We start from the raw sequence: 18237 nt of genomic DNA on the forward strand, positions 1-18237 counted from the left end.
GGAGACCGCGTGCGGCGACGCGCATTCATCATCGGCGGAGCGAGTGCGGCGGCGGTGGCCACGGCGGCCGGCGGCGCCGGGGTGGCCACCGAAGTGCTGCCCGGCAGTGTCGCGCTGCGCCGTCGCCTCGGCTGGACCGGGCCGGTCGGGACGGTGCCCGACGTTGCGGCGGGGCGGATCACGCGCCGCGAGGTCACCTCGAAGGCCCGCGGCACGCGGGCCCGGCTCGTGACGATCGCGCCGCACGGGATCTCCGCGGCCGAGGCCGCGCGGCTGCCGGTCTGCGTGATGCTGCACGGGCGGGGCTCGTCCGCGGAGGGCTTCGTGGGGCTGGGCATGCCGCGGTTCCTGACCCAGGCGGTCCGGGCCGGCACCGAGCCCTTCCTGCTGGCCGCGGTCGACGGCGGCGACTCCTCGTACTGGTACGGACCCGCCCAGCGCATGCTGCTGGAGGAGCTGCCCGGCTGGCTGGGCACCGAACCGGCCGCGGCGCTCGGGATATCCATGGGCGGCTTCGGATCGCTGCTGTACGCCCGCGAGCGCGCCGGACTGGGCGCCGTCGCGCTGCTGAGCCCGGCTCTTTTCCGTAACTGGGCCGACGCCCACGCCGTAGGCCCGTTCGCCACCCGCCGGGAGTGGGCGGCGGTCGAACCACTGCGGCACACCGCCGGGCTGCGCGTGCCCGGACGCGACATCGGGCTGTGGTGCGGGCAGGAGGACCCGTTCCACGCCTCGGCCCGCGCACTGGCCGCCAGGGTCCTCCCCGGCGCCGGTTCCTTCGGGCACGGGGCGCACGACCCGGGCTACTGGCGGCGCGTCGCGCCCGACGCGCTGAGCTTCGTCGGTGAGCGGATCGCCGCCCATGCATAGCCGCAACGCCTGACGCAACCGAAGGTTACGCGCGTTCACCCCTTCCGGTGGCGTGGCGGACAACCGTCCAACGCGCCACTGCCCGCCCGGCATACCGTCAACGCGCCGAGTCGAGGACGAAGAAGGGGGGCGCACGTGCGCATCGCATTACTCACCGAGGGTGGCTATCCGTACGCGCGGAGCGATGGTGGCGCCTGGTGCGACCGGCTCGTCCGCGGTCTCACCGGCCATCAGTTCGAGGTTTACGCGCTCGCGCGCACCGAACCGGCGGCCACCGCCGGCCGGTACGCGCCGCCGCGCAACGCCGCGTACGTACGGACCCTGCCGCTGCACGGGCTGCTGCCCGAGGAGGCCGCGGTGCCGGTCCGGGCCCGGCGCCGGCGGTCGCTCGCGCTGGCACGGTTCCGGGAGCTGGCGGGGGCACTGGCGGAGTGCGGCGCGGCCCCGGCGGCCGTGGCGGACCGGTTCGCCGCCGCGCTGTACGACCTCGCGGAACTCGCCCGCGAGGACGGCGGACTCCCGGCCCTGCTGCGCTCCGAGCACGCGCTGCGTGCGCTGGAGGACGCCTGCCGTGCGCCCGGCGTGCGCCCCCTGGTCGGCGCGGCCGGGGCCCATGACCTGCTGACCGCCGCCGACCGGCTGGAACGGGCGCTGCGGCCGCTGTCCGCGCCCTGGTACGAGCCGTACGGGGAGGCCCTGGCCGCGGCTGATCTGTGCCACGCGGTCTCCGGCGGCCCCGCCGTGCTGCCCGGACTGCTGGCCAAACGGTTCTTCGGCACACCGCTGCTGGTCACCGAGTACGGGCCACGGCTCCGCGAGACGCTGCTCGCCCACCACACCGGCGGGCTCCCGGCCCCCGTACGCGCCCTGCTCGCCGCCTTCCACCGGCTGCTGGCCGGCGAGGCCTACCGGGAGGCCGCCGCCGTCACCCCGGGCAACGCGCACACCCGCCGCTGGCAGCAGCACTGCGGTGCCGACCGGGCCCGGATCCGTACCGTCCACCCCGGCTACCCGGGGCTGGACACACTCGCGGCTCCCCCGGAGAGCGGGGGCGGTGCGGGGGAGCGGGCGGGGGCGGCTGAGGCCGAGGCTGAGGCCGAGGCGGCCGGTGCGGATGGTGCGGCCGGGCGCGCCTCCGCCGAGGGGGCCGAGGGGGCCGACGCTGCCGCGGGGGCCGACGCTGCCGACGGGGCCGGGGCCACCCTGGTCTGGGTGGGCCGAGTCGACCCGGGCAAGGATTTGATCGCCCTGCTCCACGCCTTCGCCACTGTCCGCCGCACCCTGCCCCGCGCCCGGCTCCGCGTGATCCACGGCGCCCTCGCCACCGGTCCCGCCTCCGCCGGCTACCTCGCCCACTGCCAGGGGCTGGCCGCCCAGCTTTTCCCGGACGAGGCCGCCGACGCGGTCAGCGTCGGTGAAAGCCCCGTCTCCTTCGAGGAACTCGGCGCCCCGGGCGTGGCCGGCCCGGCGGAGGCGTACGCGGCGGGGGATGTGGTGGTCCTGTCCAGCGTCGTCGAGGGCTTCCCGGTGACCCTGGTCGAGGCGATGGCCTGCGGCCGGGCCACGGTCTCCACGGATGTCGGAGCCGTACGCGAGGTCATCGGCGGTACCGGCCTGGTCGTCCCCCCGCGCAACCCCCGGACCCTGGCCGAGGCGTGCCTCGCGCTGCTCGGCGACCCCGAGCGGCGGCACCGGCTGGGCGCGGCCGCCAGGGAGCGCGCCCTGGAGCTCTTCACCGTCGAGCAGAACCTGCGGGCCTTCCGCGAGATCTACCTCGACCTCGTCGCGCACCACGCCGCCGCCCCGATGGCCGAGCCGGTGCCCTTCGCGCACCCGGCCGAGGCCCATGTGCCCGGCCGCTGGACCGCCCCCGCCTGGGCGCTGCGCGAACCCGCGCTCGCCGGTACGACCACCGGGGAGGACCCGGCATGACCACACAACAGGGTGCCTCGCTGCCGGAGGCCGTCGCCGGACCAGGGGAGCCGGACGAGCCGCCGGACCCGCCGGACCCGCCGGACGAGCCGCCGCAGCCGCCGCACCCGCCGAAGCCGTCCAACGCGCCGGAGCCGCAGGGCCCGCCGGGCTCCCCGGAACGCCGCCCCCGGTCCGTCCCGGGGCGCGGACCCGCCGACCCCGTAAGAAAACTGATGCATCGTCATAGCGCCCTCTGCGCAAGCGCGGTGGACCCGCTGGAGATCGCCGCGGGGCTGGAGGCCCAGGGGTTCACGGACCGGACGGCGGGACACTTCCGGCACCGGGACGTGTTCGGGCTGGCCGAGGAGCTCTACGCCCGGGTGCCCCACGCGGTGCCGGCGCCGCCGCCCCGGGCGCCCGGGGCGCCGCCGCCTCCCCGGCCCCGGGGGCGTGCCGGGTCGCCGAGGTTCGTACTGCATCTGCTCCCCGGCGCCGTCTGCGTGGCGGGCGCCCTCCTGGGCCGGGCGGCGGGCCCTGCGGCCGGCCTGGTCACGGTGCCGCTGGCGCTGGTCGCGCTGATCGGGGTCCTGCGGGCGGGCCCGCTCAGGGCGCCGGGCCGCCTGGCGGCGGGCGGGGTGCTGTGGACGTGCTGGCTGCCGGCCTTCGCGGTGTACGCGGAACGCGCGGCCGGCGGCCGGGCGGCCGGTGGTGTGTTCACCCCGGCCGGTACGGCGGCGCTCACCGCCCTGGCCCTGGCAGCGGCCCCCGCCGCGTGGTGCGCACACCGCTTCGCCGGGCGGGCCCGGGCGCACCTGGGGCCGAGCCGAGGCCTGCGGGAGTTCGCGGGGGCGGTCAGGCCGCTGCTCGCGGGCACTCTGACCGTATTCCTCCTCGCGCAACTGGCCCTGCTCTGCGCCGCGTTCACGGTCGCCGGGATCCGGGTCACGCCTGCCGCGCTGGCCGGGCCCGCCGCACTGGGCCTGCTGCTGTTCACCGCGCGCCTGCTCACCGTGCACGGCTTCCCGGGCGCCGCGGTCGCCGCGACCGGCATCGCATGCGCCGCCGAGGGCCTGGCCCTGGCGGCGCTCCTCTCCCACCGACTGCCGGTCGGCGCGGACGTGGTCGCGACGACGGCCTGCGGCAGTGCCGCGCTCGTCCTGGCCACGTACGCGCTGGTCGTGCTCGCCCGGGCCTCGGCCCACACCCCACAAGACCATCTGATCTGGAGCAATGAACGATGAGAGTCCTCCTGCTGGGCGCCGACGGGTTCCTCGGGCGCCATGTGGCAGAACGGCTGCTCGCCGACCCCGCCGTCCAGCTGACCACCCTCGGGCGCAGCGACGACGCGGACGTCCGGTTCGACCTGTCCACCGGCAGCCCGGGCGCCCTGGCCCGCTTCATGGACGCCGTCCATCCCGGGGTCGTGGTGAACTGCGCCGGTGCCATCCGCGGCGGCGCCCGCGATCTGACCCGGCACAACACCATCGCCGTGGCCAGCGTCTGCGAGGCCCTGCGGCGCAGCGCCGCCACCGCCCGGCTGGTGCAGCTCGGCTGCGGGGCCGAGTACGGGCCGTCGCCCGCCGGCTCGTGCACCGCCGAGGACGCGGTGCCGCGCCCCGGCGGCCCGTACGGGGTGAGCAAGCTCGCCGGAACCGAACTCGTCCTCGGTTCCGGGCTGGACGCGGTGGTGCTGCGCGTCTTCACCCCGGTCGGCCCGGGCACTCCGACCGGCTCCCCGCTGGGCCGGCTCGCGGACGCGCTGCGCAGGTCGATGCAGAGCGGGGACGGTGAGCTGAAGCTCGCCGGCCTGGGTGTGCAGCGGGACTTCATCGACGTACGGGACGTGGCGCGGGCGGTGCACGCCGCCTCGCTGTCGGCCGCGCAGGGCGTGGTCAACATCGGGGGCGGCCGGGCTGTGCGCATGCGGGAGGTGGCGGCCGCGCTGGCACACGCCGCGGGCTACCAGGGCGTCCTGCACGAGCTGGACGACCCGCCCGTGGCCTACCCCGACGGCTGCGGGGCCTGGCAGCAGGCCGACGTGCGCACCGCGCGCGACCGGCTCGGCTGGCGGCCGCGGATCGCCCTGGAGGAGTCGCTCGCCGATGTCTGGATGGAGGCGGCATGCCGCGTCTGACCCCCACCGGCCCGCGCAGCGCGCTCGGCCGCAGCGACCGGCTCGGCTTCGGGGTACCGGCCCACGCCCACCCGCTGGTGGCCCCGGCCGAATGGGCCGAGCTGGCCCGTCCGGGGGCACCGCTGCACTGGGTGGCGCTCAATGTCTCGCGCGGGCCGGGCGCCCGGTCCGACCCCCTGTGCGCGTCGGCGGTGGCGCGGCTGCGCGAGGCCGCGGTGCCGGTCCTGGGCGTTCTGGACGCCCGCTACGGCGGCCGTCCCTTCGCCCAACTGGTCCGCGACGCCCACCACTACCTGGACTGGTACCGGGTCGACGGCTTCTGCCTCGACCGGGCCCCGGCCACCCGCGACGGGCTCGCCGACTGCCGCCGGGTCGTCGCCACCCTGCGCGCGCTGCTCGGGTCCGCCGGCGGTGACGGCGGTGCCGGCGGTCCCGGCCACATCGTGCTGGGCCACGGCCGGTACCCCTACCCCGGCTATGCGGAGGTCGCCGACCAGCTGGTCACCTTCAGCGGGCCGTGGGCGCGGTACCGCTGGTCCGAGGCCCCGCAGTGGACCGCGGGCCACCCTCCGGAGCGCTTCTGTCACATGGTGCACGGCGTCCCGGCCCCGCACCTGGACAACGCCATGCGCGTGGCCCGCTGGCAGGGCGCGGCCACGGTGTTCTTCACCGACCGTGGTGAACACGCGGCCTGGGACGGGCTGCCGGGATACTGGGACGAGGCCTCGCGGATGCTGAGGAGCCAGCCGCCGCCCAGTATGTGACCGAAAACCGTCTCGCCCCTCGGGATGACGGTCTCGGAATGAAGTAGGGCGTGGCAGTGTTACGGGGAGGACCACCCGTACTGCTTTACCGACCACCTGCATTGTTGAGGTCTTCGTGTCGCTGCCACCCCTGGTCGAGCCGGCTGCCGAGCTCACCGTCGACGAGGTCCGCAGGTACTCCCGCCACCTGATCATCCCCGATGTGGGCATGGCCGGGCAGAAGCGGCTGAAGAACGCCAAGGTGCTGTGTGTGGGCGCCGGCGGGCTGGGCTCGCCGGCGCTGATGTACCTGGCCGCAGCCGGTGTCGGCACGCTCGGCATCGTGGAGTTCGACGAGGTCGACGAGTCGAACCTGCAGCGCCAGATCATCCACAGCCAGGCCGACATCGGCCGCTCCAAGGCGGAGTCCGCCCGGGACTCCGTCCTGGGCATCAACCCCTATGTGAACGTCGTCCTTCACCAGGAGCGGCTCGAAGCCGACAACGTGATGGAGATCTTCGCCCAGTACGACCTGATCGTCGACGGCACCGACAACTTCGCCACCCGCTACCTGGTCAACGACGCCGCCGTGCTGCTGAACAAGCCGTACGTCTGGGGTTCGATCTACCGCTTCGACGGCCAGGCCTCCGTCTTCTGGTCCGAGCACGGCCCCTGCTACCGCTGCCTCTACCCCGAGCCCCCGCCGCCGGGCATGGTCCCCAGCTGCGCCGAGGGCGGTGTCCTCGGTGTGCTGTGCGCGTCGATCGGCTCCATCCAGGTCACCGAGGCGATCAAGCTCCTCACCGGCATCGGCGACCCGTTGGTCGGCCGGCTGATGATCTATGACGCCCTGGAGATGACGTACCGCCAGGTCAAGGTCCGCAAGGACCCCGACTGCGCGGTCTGCGGCGAGAACCCGACCGTCACCGAGCTGATCGACTACGAGGCCTTCTGCGGCGTCGTCAGCGAGGAGGCGCAGGCGGCCGCCATGGGCTCCACGATCACTCCGGCGCAGCTCAAGGAGTGGATCGACAGCGAAGAGAAGATCGAGATCATCGACGTCCGCGAGCAGAACGAGTACGAGATCGTCTCGATCCCGGGCGCCAAGCTGATCCCGAAGAACGAGTTCCTGATGGGCGACGCCCTCCAGGACCTCCCGCAGGACCGCAAGATCGTCCTGCACTGCAAGACGGGTGTCCGCAGTGCGGAAGTCCTCGCCGTGCTGAAGTCCGCGGGCTTCGCCGACGCCGTGCACGTCGGCGGCGGCGTGATCGGCTGGGTCAACACCGTCGAGCCGCAGAAGCCCGTCTACTGACGCGGCCGGTGAGCATGCGGCCCACCCGCCGCATGCTCACCGCATCTTCCCGAAGAACTCCCGTATGCCACCCGTCGGCAGCTCCGGCGCCTCGATCGCCGCGAAGTGACCGCCCCGGGCGTCAGCGGCAGATCCCGGTCGACGGGGCGCGAGGCCGGGTCGGTCCACTCGGTGAACTTCTCTGCGATCCAGGCCGGTTGGCCGAGCGGCCACCCGCTCCGGCGCGTGCGCGGCGACCCGCTCCGGCGCGACCCCCATGCCCCAGTCGCGACGGGGTCGGGGACGCGCCGCACCAGGTGGGCGTCGGCTGGTTCGCCCACGGCTCCGACGACGTAGCGGCGGTCGACGCCGGTGCGGCGGCCCCCCGAACCGCCACTGCCGGGCGCCTGAGCCGGCGCCGCAACATCGTCGGCATCACCCCGGCCGGCGTCGCGTCGAGGAACCCGCCCGGCTCGTCCGCCTGCTGGGCCCGGTGCGGGAGGGGCGGGCGGTCGGCTGACCGTCAGATGCCCCAGTCCACCGCGTCCTCGATCACGTCCGGCTTGTTGGTGATGATGCCGTCGACCCCGAACGCGATCAGTCGCGCGGCGGCCCCGGCGTCGTCCACCGTCCAGGCGTTGACCCGCAGCGCCGCCCCGTGCGGCCCGCGGATGTCGTGCACCTCGTTGACGTACGTCCAGTTCACGGTGGACTCGGCCGGGTTGATCTGGTCGGCGAAGGCCGCGTACCTGCCGAGTTCGGCCGCGTCCGGGGTGCCGAGGTAGCCGGTGCGCACGGACGGCCGGAGGCGGTGCGTGGTGCGCAGGGCGGCGGCGCTGAAGCTCTGCACGACCAGCTTGCGCGTGACGTGGTGGTGGTCCAGCCAGCCGTCGTCGCGCAGCACGGCGAGGGTCTGCGACTCGATACCGGGATAGAGCTGGGGCTGCTTCAGCTCCAGCAGTACGCCCTGTCCGGTTCTGTCGAGCTGCCCCAGGTACTGCTTGAGGGTGGGGACGCGCTCTCCCGCGTACTTCCTGCCGAACCAGCCGCCCGCGTCCAGGCGTTTGATCTCCTTGAGCGTGAAGTCGGCGACGCGCCACGGCGATCGGCGTGGATAGAGCTTCTCGACGTTCGTGGTCCGCGAGAGCGTCGTGTCGTGGATGACGACCAACTGCCCGTCCCTGGTGCGCTGGACGTCGTTCTCCACCCACTCGACGCCCAGCCGGTGCGAGTTGCGGATCGCGGCGAGGGTGTTCTCCGGTGCGTACGCGGCCCCCGCCCGGTGCGCGTAGACCGTCGTGGTGCCCTCCTCCGCGTGTGCCGGTCCGGCCGGGAGACCGAAGGGCGCCAGTGCCAGCATCGAGGCCACCGCGGTCGCGGCGATCCGGCTGCGTCGGGGCATAAAAGCTCCTCACCTCTGCTGACCTCTGACTTCACTACGTCAGCAGAGCGTGACAGAACGCAGTCGGAGCGGCGATCCCAGTAGGCCGTGTGGGTGAATGCGCGGCTGCATATCGTCATGCGGTTCACCCGGACGAGGGATCCCCTCCGGGCTCGGGCGGGAGTGGCCCCGGGGCGGCGACACGCTCCGTTCGGACCATCAGACGTGCACATCGTGTGACGAGAGGTAACTCTGTGAAGCGTACCGCCCGTCCTCTCCGAGGGAGACATCCATGCGTATCCGTCGTCTGCTCGCCTCCGGCGCGATCGGCGCCGCGGCTCTCACCGCGATCGTCGGTTCGGCCGCCCCCGCCATGGCCCACGACTGCGACCACGGCCGTCACGACCACGGCCGTCACTCCCACCACGGCCACGACTCCCGCGGCGACCGGCGTCATGACGACCGCGGCGACAACCGCGGTGACAACCGGGGCAACAACCGGGGCAACAACCGTGGCAACGACTGGGGCCACGACCGGGGCAACGGCTGGGGCAACGGCTGGGACGACAACTGGAGCGACAACTGGAACGACCACGGCCGCCACGACGGCGATGACTGCGACAACGACAACGACCACGGCCGTGACCGTGACCACGGCCGTGACCACGGCCGTGGCGGCGATCGTGACCGTGACCGTGACCGCGGCAATCAGTGGAACCACTGATCCACCGCGTCACCCCGGGCCGGACCGGGCGCGCTACGGCGTGCGCCTGGCCCGGCTCGGCTGTACCCGCAGCGGCTCGCCCGGCATCTTGGGGTGGTCCGGGGGATAGGGCAGGTCGCCGAGGCCGTGCTCGCGCTCGTCGCGGGCGGCGAGCTCCAGGACGGCGTCCAGGCGGCAGAGCGCGGCCGGCTCGTCCATCCCGGCGTGGACGTCACCGGCCTCGGCGTAGCGCGCCGGCATCGTGCCCAGGTCGAAGTCGCGCGGGCGGGCGTCCGGCACCTCCTCCCAGCGCAGCGGGGCGGAGACGGGGGCGTGCGGCCGGGGGCGGACCGAGTAGGCGCAGGCGATGGTGCGGTCGCGGGCGGTCTGGTTGTAGTCGACGAAGATCTTCTCGCCGCGCTCCTCCTTCCACCACCTGCTGGTCACCCGCTCCGGCATCCGCCGCTCCAGCTCCCGCGCGATCGCGATGGCCGCCCGCCGCACCTGGACGAAGTCCCACTCGGGGTGGATCGGTACGAAGACGTGCAGGCCCCGCCCACCAGAGGTCTTCGGCCAGCCGCGCAGCCCCAGCTCCTCCAGCAGCGCGCGCAGTTCGTGCGCGGCGCGTACGGCGTCGGTGTAGTCCGTTCCCGGCTGCGGGTCGAGGTCGATGCGCAGCTCGTCCGGGTGCTCCAGGTCGTCCCGCCGTACCGGCCAGGGGTGGAAGGTCAGACAGCCCAGGTTGGCGCCCCACACGACCGCGGCCGTCTCGGTCGGGCAGATCTCGTCCGCGTGCCGGCCGCTGGGGAAGCGGATCCGGCCGGTGGGGATCCAGTCCGGGAGGTTCCGGGGCGCCCGCTTCTGGAAGAACGACTCGCCGGTCACCCCGTCCGGATACCGCTCCAGGGTCGTCGGCCGGTCGCGCAGCGCGCGCAGGACGCCGTCCCCGACGGCGATGTAGTACTCGGCGACGTCCAGCTTGGTGAAGCCCCGCTCGGGGAAGTACACCTTGCCCGGATTCGACAGCCTGACCGACCGCCCGCCGACCGTCAGTTCGATGGCTTCGCCCATGCCGCCCACGGTAGGTCCGGCGGGCGGGCCGCGCCTGTCGGGCGCAGAATCGGATCATGGACCTGCCGGTGATGCCCCCCGTCAAGCCGATGCTCGCCAAGTCGGCGGCGAAGATCCCGCCGGGGATGCTGTACGAGGGCAAGTGGGACGGCTTCCGGGCCATCGTGTTCCGCGACGGGGACGAGGTGGAGATCGGCAGCCGCACCGGCAAGCCGCTGACCAGGTACTTCCCCGAGGTGGTGGAGGCGGTCCTGGAAGGGCTGCCGGCCCGGGCGGTGGTCGACGGCGAGATCGTGATCGCCACCGGCGGGCGGCTGGACTTCGACGCCCTGCTGGAGCGCATCCACCCCGCCGCCTCCCGGGTCCGTACGCTGGCCGAACGCACCCCCGCCTCCTTCGTCGCCTTCGACCTGCTGGCCCTCGGCGACGCCTCCCTGATGGCCGATCCGCTCACCTGGCGCCGCCAGGCCCTCGTCGACGCGGTCGGCCCCGCCCGGCCCCCGGTGCACATCGCGCCCGCGACCACCGACCTCGACCTCGCGAGGCAGTGGTTCGAGCAGTACGAGGGCGCCGGACTGGACGGCGTCGTCGCCAAGCGCCCCGACCTCGGCTACCGGCCGGACGAACGCGTCATGATCAAGGTCAAGCACGAACGCACCGCCGACTGCGTCCTGGCCGGATACCGCCTGCACAAGTCCGGCCCGGTCGTCGGCTCGCTGCTCCTCGGCCTCCACGACGCCGCAGGCCGCCTCCAGCACGTCGGCGTCTGCGCCTCCTTCCCGATGGCCCGCCGGGCCGCGCTGATCGGGGAACTGGAGCCGCTGCGCATGCCGTCCGCCCAGGGCCACCCCTGGGCCGCGTGGGCCGAGGCCGACGCCCACGCGGGCGGCCGGCTGCCCGGTGCGCAGAGCCGCTGGAGCGCGGGCAAGGACCTGTCCTGGGTGCCGCTGCGCCCCGAGCGGGTGGTGGAGGTCGCCTACGACCACATGCAGGGCGACCGCTTCCGGCACACCGTGCGGTTCCGCCGCTGGCGCGACGACCGCGACCCCGCCGACTGCGGCTACGCGCAACTGGAGGAGCCGGTCGGCTTCGACCTCGGCAGGATCCTGGCGTGACTGCGTGACTGCGTGACTGCGTGACTGCGTGACGACCGGCAGCCAGGCCGCCGGCCCGATGCCCGGGGGCGGGGTCACTCCACGACGTGCCGGCCCTCCGGGCGCGCGCTGCACGACGCGCGGAACGCGCAGTGCGCGCAGTGCTGGCCGGCGGAGGGCGTGAAGCGTTCGTCCAGGACCCGCCCGGCCGCGTCGGCGAGCAGGTCGCCGACCCACTCGCCGGACAGCGGCTCCTGGGCCTGGACGGCGGGCAGCGCGTCGCCGCCGTCGCGCCGCGCGGCGCCGATGCGCAACTGGACGAGTTCGGCACCGCCGGGTTCGGGACGGGTGTCCGCGAACAGCGGGTCGACGGCGCCCTCGCGGACGGCCAGCTGGTAGACGGCGAGCTGGGGATGCCGCTCGACCTCGGCGGCCGTGGGTTTCGCGCGGCCGGTCTTGAAGTCGACGACGTAGGCCCGCCCTTCGGCGTCGGTCTCGACCCGGTCCATGCTGCCGCGGATACGCACCTCGACGTCGCCCGCCTCCAGGGTCACCTCGAAGGGGTGCTCGGAGGCGACCGGGGTGCGGCCGCCGCGCTCGCGCACATGCCAGTGGAGGAAGCGCTCCAGGGCGGCTCGCGCGTTCTCCTTCTCCTGCTGGGACTTCCAGGGCGCGTCGAAGACCAGGCCGTCCCAGACCGAGTCCAGCCGTTCCATGAGGACGTCCAGATCGGCGGCGGTCCGCCCGGAGGCGACCTCGTCGGCCAGCACATGGACGACGTTGCCGAAGCCCTGGGCGGTGCTGGACGGCGGCTCGGCCTTGACCTCGCGCCCCAGGAACCACTGCAGGGCGCAGGTGTTGGCGAGCTGGTCCAGGGCGCTGCCCGACAGGGCCACCGGCTGTTCCCGGTCGCGCAGCGGCACACCGGAGCGGGTGGGCTCGTACAGCCCCCACCAGCGGTCCGGGTGGGCGGAGGGGACGAGGGGATGGCCGCCGTCCTCCAGCGCCGCCAGCCGGGCCAGCCGCCGGGCGGCGGCGTCGCGCAGCGCGGGTGAGGCGGCGGGGTCGACGGTGGTGGCGCGCAGCTCGGCGACGAGCGCGGCGACCGACAGCGGCCGCCGGGGCCGCTGGGTGACGTCGACCGGCTCGACGCCCAGTTCGGTCAGGAAGCGGGACGGCTGGTCGCCGTCCTCGGCCGGGGCCTTCACCGCCGTCACGACCAGCCGTTCCCGGGCCCGGGTCGCGGCGACGTAGAACAGCCGGCGCTCCTCGGCGAGCAGCGCGCCCGCCGGCAGTGGTTCGGCGAGACCGTCGCGGCCGATGCGGTCGGCCTCCAGCAGCGAGCCGCGGCGCCGCAGATCCGGCCAGAGCCCCTCCTGCACCCCCGCCACGACCACCAGCCGCCATTCCAGGCCCTTGGAGCGGTGGGCGGTCATCAGCCGTACGGCGTCCGGCCGCACCGCCCGCCGGGTCAGCACGTCGGCGGCGATGTCCTGCGCGTCCAGTTCGTCGAGGAAGTTGAGGGCGCCGCGGCCGCCGGTACGTTCCTCGGCCCGGCCGGCGGTCTCGAACAGGGCGCAGACGGCGTCCAGATCCCGGTCGGCGTTGCGTCCTGCGGCGCCGCCCCTCGCGGCGGACCGCTCCAGCCGGGCCGGCCACGGGGTGCCGTCCCACAGCGCCCACAGCGCGGCCTCGGCGGTGCCGCCGTCGTCCAGCAGGCCGCGCGCGGTCCGCAGCAGCGCGCCGAGCCGCTGCGCGCCCCGGGCGTACGCGGGGTCGTGGGCCGCCAGCCGTTCCGGCTCGGTCAGCGCCTCGGCGACGAGCACGTCGGAGGGCCTGGGCACGGGCCGCCCGGCAGTCCGCTCCTCCTCCCGCAGGGCCCTGCCCAGGCGGCGCAGGTCGGCGGCGTCCATCCCGCCGAGCGGCGAGGTGAGCAGCGTCAGCGCGTCCTCGACACCGACCGCGGCCTCGCCGTCCGCGCAGACGCGCAGCGCCAGCAGCAGCGGTGCCACCGCCGGTTCCTGGTGCAGCGGCAGGTCGTCGCCGTCCACCTCGACCGGCACCCCGGCCGAGGTCAGCGCCCGGCGCAGCCCCGGGATGGAGCGGGCGCCGGCCCGCAGCAGCACCGCCATGTCCCGCCACGGCACGCCGTCCTCCAGATGGGCCCGGCGCATCAGGTCGGCGATGCCTTCGAGTTCGGCGCCGGCGGTCGGATACGTACGGACCGACACCGCGCCGCCGTCCCGTACGGGGGTCAGCTCGCGGTGGGCACGGACGGCGGCGGACGGCAGCCGGGTGAGCGGCATCCGGGCGGTCAGCAGCCGGGTGGCGGCCAGCAGCCGGACGCCGGAGCGGCGCGACACATTGAGTACGCGCACGTCGGCGGGGCGGCCGTCGCGGTGCGGGAAGGCGTCGGGGAAGCCGAGGATGCCGTTCACGTCGGCACCCCGGAACGCGTAGATGGACTGGTCGGGATCGCCGAACGCCACCAGCGTGCGGCCGCCGCCGGCCAGCGCGTGCAGCAGCCGGACCTGCGCCGGGTCGGTGTCCTGGTACTCGTCGACGAAGACCGCCTCGTACTGCCCGGCGAGCACCCGCGCGACCTCGTCCCGCTCGGCCAGCAGCACGGCCCGGTGCACCAGCTCGGCGTAGTCCAGGACTCCCCGCAGGTCCAGGACGTCCAGATACTCCGCGAGGAAGTCCGCCGCCGCCGCCCAGTCGGGCCGGCCGGCCCGGGCCGCGAAGTCCGCCAGGGCCCGCTCGTCCAGTCCCAGCTCGCGGCTGCGGGCCAGCACCGCCCGCACCTCGTCCGCGAAGCCGCGGGTGGTGAGCGCGGCCCGCAGCTCGTCCGGCCAGCGCACCTCGGAGCGGCCCCCGCGCTCCAGCTCCGCCTGCCCGGCCAGCAGCTCCCGGACGAAGACGTCCTGCTCGGGGCCGGACATCAGGCGCAGCGGATCGGCGAACAGCTCGGGATCCTGGTGGGCCCGGACCAGGGCGTAACAGAAGGAGTGGAAGGTGGTGGCGGTCGGCACCACGACGCCGGCCGCGTACCCCATCCGGGCCGCCATCCGGTCGCGCAGCTCGACGGCGGCCTTGCGGCTGAAGGTGAGCACCAGGACGCGGCCGGGATCGGTGCCGCGCCGCACCCGCTCGGCGACCGCCTCGACCAGGGTGGTGGTCTTGCCGGTGCCGGGCCCGGCCAGCACGAGCAGCGGGCCGCCGGGATGTCCGACCACCGCGCGCTGGGCCGCGTCCAGAACAGGGGGCGTCACCGGCGCCGGAGGGGTCCGTAGCAGTCGGTAGCCGCCGGTTCGCGTGCCGGTCCCCGCTCGGGTGGTGAAGGAGGAGGTGGTCACGTGGTTCGCCGGTTCTGTGGGTGCTCGTGTGCTTCGTCTGGTGCCGTCGCGGGTGCCGACGGTACTCCGTACGGACGGCCGTCCGCATGGACCGGGGGCGGATGGCGGAAGCTGGATGGTGTGAGTCTTCTCCGGTCCCCGTCAGCCACCCGCCCCGGCGCGGTCCGCCGCGGCCGTCCCGGCTCCGTCCCACCGGGCGCGCCGCATGTCGAGGCGCGGTATGTGCCCCTCCGTGGTGCGGGAGGCCGCGCGCAGCGGCGTGCCCTCCGCCCGGTAGCGGCCCAGGGCCTCCAGCTCATGTCCGGGCAGGAGCCCGCCGTCGGCCCGCACCACGCGCCACCAGGGGACGGCGCCTCCGTACAGCGCCATGACCCGCCCCACCTGGCGGGGGCCGCCCTCGCCCAGCCACTCGGCCACGTCGCCGTAGGTCATCACCCTGCCGGGCGGGATCCCCTCGGTGACCGCGAGCACCTTCTCCGCGTAATCCGGCATGTGTTCCTCGCTCACCCCGCCCATCCTGCCGCAGCCCACCGACAACGGGCCCCCGCCCGGTCCGGCGGACGGCCGCGACCTGCGCACGACCTGCGAATTGCCCCCTCGTGCGCCCATGGGCCGACGGCTCATGCCACCATCATCCGGGCAGGTGACTGGTGATACGAGATCAAAAGGCGACGACCGGTGAGCACGACGCGGGAGCGGCCGAGGCCCCCCGCGCGCCTCGGCCTGCGCAGACGCACGTGGCCGCACCTGCGGCAGGACCACCGGCGGACGGTGCCCCGGCCGCCGCGCACGGGACGGACAGCGACGCCGTGACCGACAGCGGAACCAGCACGGGCACCGGCGCCGGCACAGGCACCGGCACGACGGCCCCCGGGCCGGACGGCGACCCCGCGGCCCCGGCCCCGGCCGGCGGCGACGCCGAAGGCGCCGGTCGCGGTGACGGTGACGGTCCTCCGCCGCCCGGACCCGGCAGCCCGGACACATCGGACACATCAGCCCCGGCAGGCACATCAGCCCCGGCGGACCCGGCAGTCCCGGAGGGCGGGCCGGGCGAGCCCCTTCCCCGCTGCCCCGTGGCGCCCGGCGCCGCGGGCATCGCGCACACCGACCCCGTCGCGCGCGACGAGCCGCTGCTGCCGGCCCGGGTCCACCGTCCCGTCGACCTCATGCGCTTCCTCTTCGGCATGCTGGGCATCGCCGTCGTCCTCGGGATCGCGGGCTTCGCGCACGCGACGACCTCCGGGGTCGAGCAGGACATCGCGGACGGCGCCACGCACGCCCCCGAACCGCTGATCGCCTTCGCCGGGTTCACCGCGAGCGTGGCGGTACTGATCGTGCCGGTGGCCTTCGCGATCGAGCGCCTGATCAAGCGGGACGGTCTGCGCATCGCGGACGGCGTCCTCGCGGCCGTGCTCGCGCACGGCGTCTCGCTCGCCACCGACCTGTGGGTCTCCGACGCCGCCCCCGCCGCGATCCGGGACGCGCTCACCCGCGACGCGCCCAGCGGCGGGATCACCGACCCCGTCCACGGCTATCTGGCGCCCGTCATCGCCTATATGACGGCCGTCGGCATGGCCCGTCGTCCACGCTGGCGTGTCGCGCTGTGGTGCGTACTGATCCTGGACGCCTTCGCCGTCCTGGTGGGCGGCTACACGACCCCGTTCTCGATCGTCACCACGGTCCTGATCGGCTGGACCGTCGCGTACGGCACCCTCTACGCGGTCGGCTCGCCCAACGTCCGCCCGACCGGCCAGCACCTGCTGGCCGGCCTGCGCAGGGTCGGCTTCGCCCCGCTGACCGCCGTCCGGGGCGAGGAGGAGTTCCCCGAGTCGCCGGACTCCGAGCGCGGCCGCCGCTACCTCGTCACCCTGGAGAGCGGCCCGCCGCTGGACGTGACGGTGGTGGACCGCGAGCAGCAGGCGCACGGCTTCTTCTACCGCGTATGGCGCCGCCTGGCGCTGCGCGGCATCACCCAGCGGCGCAGCCTGCAGTCCCTGCGCCAGGCACTGGAGCAGGAGGCGCTGCTCGCCTACGCGGCCATCGCCGCGGGCGCGAACGCCCCGAAGCTGATCGCCACCTCCGAGCTCGGCCCGGACGCGGTGATGCTGGTCTACGAGCACATCGGCGGCCATCCCCTGGACGCGCTGCCCGACGAGGCGGTCTCCGACGAGCTTCTGCTCGGCGCCTGGGAGCAGGTCAGGGCGCTGCAGTCGCGGCGTATCGCGCACCGCCGCCTGATCGGCGAGTCGCTTCTGGTGGATCGTTCCGGCACGGTCTTCCTCACCGACCTGCGCGGCGGGGAGATCGCGGCCGGCGACATCGTGCTGCGCATGGACATCGCGCAGCTGCTGGCCACGCTGGCGCTGCGGGTGGGTCCCGAACGCGCGGTCGCCTCGGGGGTGGCCGTGCTCGGGCCCGACAGCGTCGCCGACTCGCTGCCGCTGCTCCAGCCGATCGCCCTGAGCCGGACCACCCGGGCCATGCTCAAACAGCTCGCGCGCGAGCGGGGGGAGCGCGAGCGCGAGGCCGTCCTCGCCGCGACGAAGGCCAGCAAGGATCTGTCGGCCGAGGCACAGGACCTGGACCCCAAGGCCGTCAAACAGGCCGAGCGCAAGGCGATCGAAGCGGCGCTGGACGAGGCCCACGAAGAGGACCTGCTCTCCCGGATCCGCCAGGAGATGCTGCTCATCCGGCCGCAGGCCCCGGTCGAGCCGGTCCGTCTGGAGCGCATCAAGCCGCGCACCCTCATCACCTTCATCGCCGGCGCCATCGCCGTCTACTACCTGCTGTCCCAGATCAGCCGGGTGCCGCTGACGGACGCCATCGCCGAGGCGGACTGGGCCTGGGCCGCCGTGGCCCTGGTGGCCTCCGCCCTCAGCTATGTGGCCGCCGCCTGTTCGCTGGCCGGCTTCGTGCCCGAACGGCTGTCGCTGGTCAAAACCGTGCTCGCGCAGGTCGCGGGTTCGTTCGTGAAACTGGTCGCCCCGGCGGCGGTCGGCGGCGTGGCGCTCAACACGCGCTATCTGCAGAAGGCCGGAGTACGGCCCGGACTGGCGGTCGCCAGCGTCGGCGCCTCCCAGCTGGTCGGCCTCGGCTCGCACATCAGCCTGCTGCTGGTCTTCGGCTACATCACGGGCACCGAGAAGACGCCCTCCCTGTCGCCGTCGCGGACCGTCATGGCAGGACTGCTCACGGCGGGCGTGCTGGTGCTGGTGGTGACGGCGATCCCGGCGCTGCGCAAGTTCGTCTCGACCCGGGTGCGGTCGCTGTTCGCCGGGGTCATCCCGCGCATGCTGGACGTGCTCCAGCGGCCCGCCAAGCTCATCACCGGCATCGGCGGCACGCTCGCCCTCACCTTCGTCAACGTCATCTGCCTGGACGCGTGCGTACGTGCCTTCGGCGGCGACCTCAGCTACGCCAGCGTCGCTGTGGTCTTCCTCACGGCCAACGCGGTCGGATCGGCGGTGCCCACCCCCGGCGGCGTCGGCGCGATCGAGGCCGCGACCACCGCCGCCCTGGTGCTGGCCGGGCTCGGCAACGACGTGGCGACCCCGGCCGTACTGCTCTTCCGGCTGCTGACCTTCTGGCTGCCGGTGCTGCCGGGCTGGCTGTCCTTCACCCACCTCACACGCAAGGGGGAGCTGTAGGCCGCCGCCGTCCGGCGGGAGGTTTTGTCC

13 protein-coding genes are annotated in these 18237 nt (G+C 74.5%); 9 read left to right on the forward strand and 4 right to left on the reverse strand.

Features of this window, described 5'->3' with window-relative positions; translation table 11 throughout:
- Positions 1 to 9 precede the first annotated feature (9 nt).
- From RWE79_RS25500 to moeZ, 6 genes are all read left to right on the forward strand, one after another.
- The gene (locus RWE79_RS25500; RefSeq protein WP_475942390.1) at positions 10 to 870 is read left to right on the forward strand and encodes an alpha/beta hydrolase; all 861 of its coding nucleotides are present in this window, start codon (positions 10 to 12) and stop codon (positions 868 to 870) included.
- Positions 871 to 1005: 135 nt separating this feature from the next.
- Entirely contained in the window at positions 1006 to 2802 is a 1797-nt protein-coding gene (locus tag RWE79_RS25505; protein ID WP_475942391.1) for a DUF3492 domain-containing protein, read from the forward strand.
- Positions 2799 to 4025, forward strand: a complete 1227-nt coding sequence (locus RWE79_RS25510; protein WP_475942392.1) for a hypothetical protein — start codon at positions 2799 to 2801, stop codon at positions 4023 to 4025. Before RWE79_RS25505 ends, RWE79_RS25510 begins: the two co-directional genes overlap by 4 nt.
- Positions 4022 to 4918, forward strand: a complete 897-nt coding sequence (locus tag RWE79_RS25515; protein ID WP_475942393.1) for an NAD-dependent epimerase/dehydratase family protein — start codon at positions 4022 to 4024, stop codon at positions 4916 to 4918. The genes RWE79_RS25510 and RWE79_RS25515 overlap by 4 nt, the downstream gene beginning before the upstream one ends.
- A complete protein-coding gene (locus RWE79_RS25520) occupies positions 4906 to 5682 on the forward strand; it encodes a spherulation-specific family 4 protein (RefSeq protein WP_475942394.1) in 777 nt (258 codons plus the stop codon). Before RWE79_RS25515 ends, RWE79_RS25520 begins: the two co-directional genes overlap by 13 nt.
- 115 nt (positions 5683 to 5797) lie before the next feature.
- Positions 5798 to 6976: an adenylyltransferase/sulfurtransferase MoeZ gene (gene moeZ, locus RWE79_RS25525; protein ID WP_475942395.1), complete on the forward strand. Its 1179-nt coding sequence runs from the start codon at positions 5798 to 5800 to the stop codon at positions 6974 to 6976.
- A gap of 502 nt (positions 6977 to 7478) precedes the next feature.
- Here moeZ and RWE79_RS25530 read toward each other — a convergent pair.
- A complete protein-coding gene (locus RWE79_RS25530) occupies positions 7479 to 8357 on the reverse strand; it encodes a glycerophosphodiester phosphodiesterase (RefSeq protein WP_475942396.1) in 879 nt (292 codons plus the stop codon).
- A 271-nt stretch (positions 8358 to 8628) separates the two neighbouring features.
- Between RWE79_RS25530 and RWE79_RS25535 the strand changes: the two genes are divergently transcribed.
- Positions 8629 to 9060 (forward strand): hypothetical protein, encoded by a 432-nt coding sequence (locus tag RWE79_RS25535; protein WP_475942397.1) that lies wholly within the window; start codon positions 8629 to 8631, stop codon positions 9058 to 9060.
- Between the two features lie 33 nt (positions 9061 to 9093).
- On the opposite strand, the gene ligD is transcribed toward RWE79_RS25535, so the two are convergent.
- A complete protein-coding gene (gene ligD / locus RWE79_RS25540; protein WP_475942398.1) occupies positions 9094 to 10110 on the reverse strand; it encodes a non-homologous end-joining DNA ligase in 1017 nt (338 codons plus the stop codon).
- A 56-nt stretch (positions 10111 to 10166) separates the two neighbouring features.
- On the opposite strand from ligD, the gene RWE79_RS25545 reads away from it, so the two are divergent.
- On the forward strand, positions 10167 to 11225 hold the full coding sequence (locus RWE79_RS25545) for an ATP-dependent DNA ligase (protein WP_475942399.1): 1059 nt from the start codon (positions 10167 to 10169) through the stop codon (positions 11223 to 11225).
- A gap of 74 nt (positions 11226 to 11299) precedes the next feature.
- Here the strand turns inward: RWE79_RS25545 and RWE79_RS25550 are convergent, their stop codons facing one another.
- Positions 11300 to 14560, reverse strand: a complete 3261-nt coding sequence (locus RWE79_RS25550) for an ATP-dependent helicase (protein ID WP_475942400.1) — start codon at positions 14558 to 14560, stop codon at positions 11300 to 11302.
- A 141-nt stretch (positions 14561 to 14701) separates the two neighbouring features.
- Complete coding sequence (locus tag RWE79_RS25555; protein WP_475946091.1) at positions 14702 to 15076, reverse strand: MGMT family protein; 375 nt, start codon at positions 15074 to 15076, stop codon at positions 14702 to 14704.
- A 293-nt stretch (positions 15077 to 15369) separates the two neighbouring features.
- Here RWE79_RS25555 and RWE79_RS25560 point away from each other — a divergent pair, with 293 nt between their 5' ends.
- Positions 15370 to 18207 (forward strand): lysylphosphatidylglycerol synthase transmembrane domain-containing protein, encoded by a 2838-nt coding sequence (locus RWE79_RS25560; protein WP_475942401.1) that lies wholly within the window; start codon positions 15370 to 15372, stop codon positions 18205 to 18207.
- The last annotated feature ends 30 nt before the right edge of the window (positions 18208 to 18237 follow it).

The organism is Streptomyces sp. RLA131 (assembly GCF_056270125.1).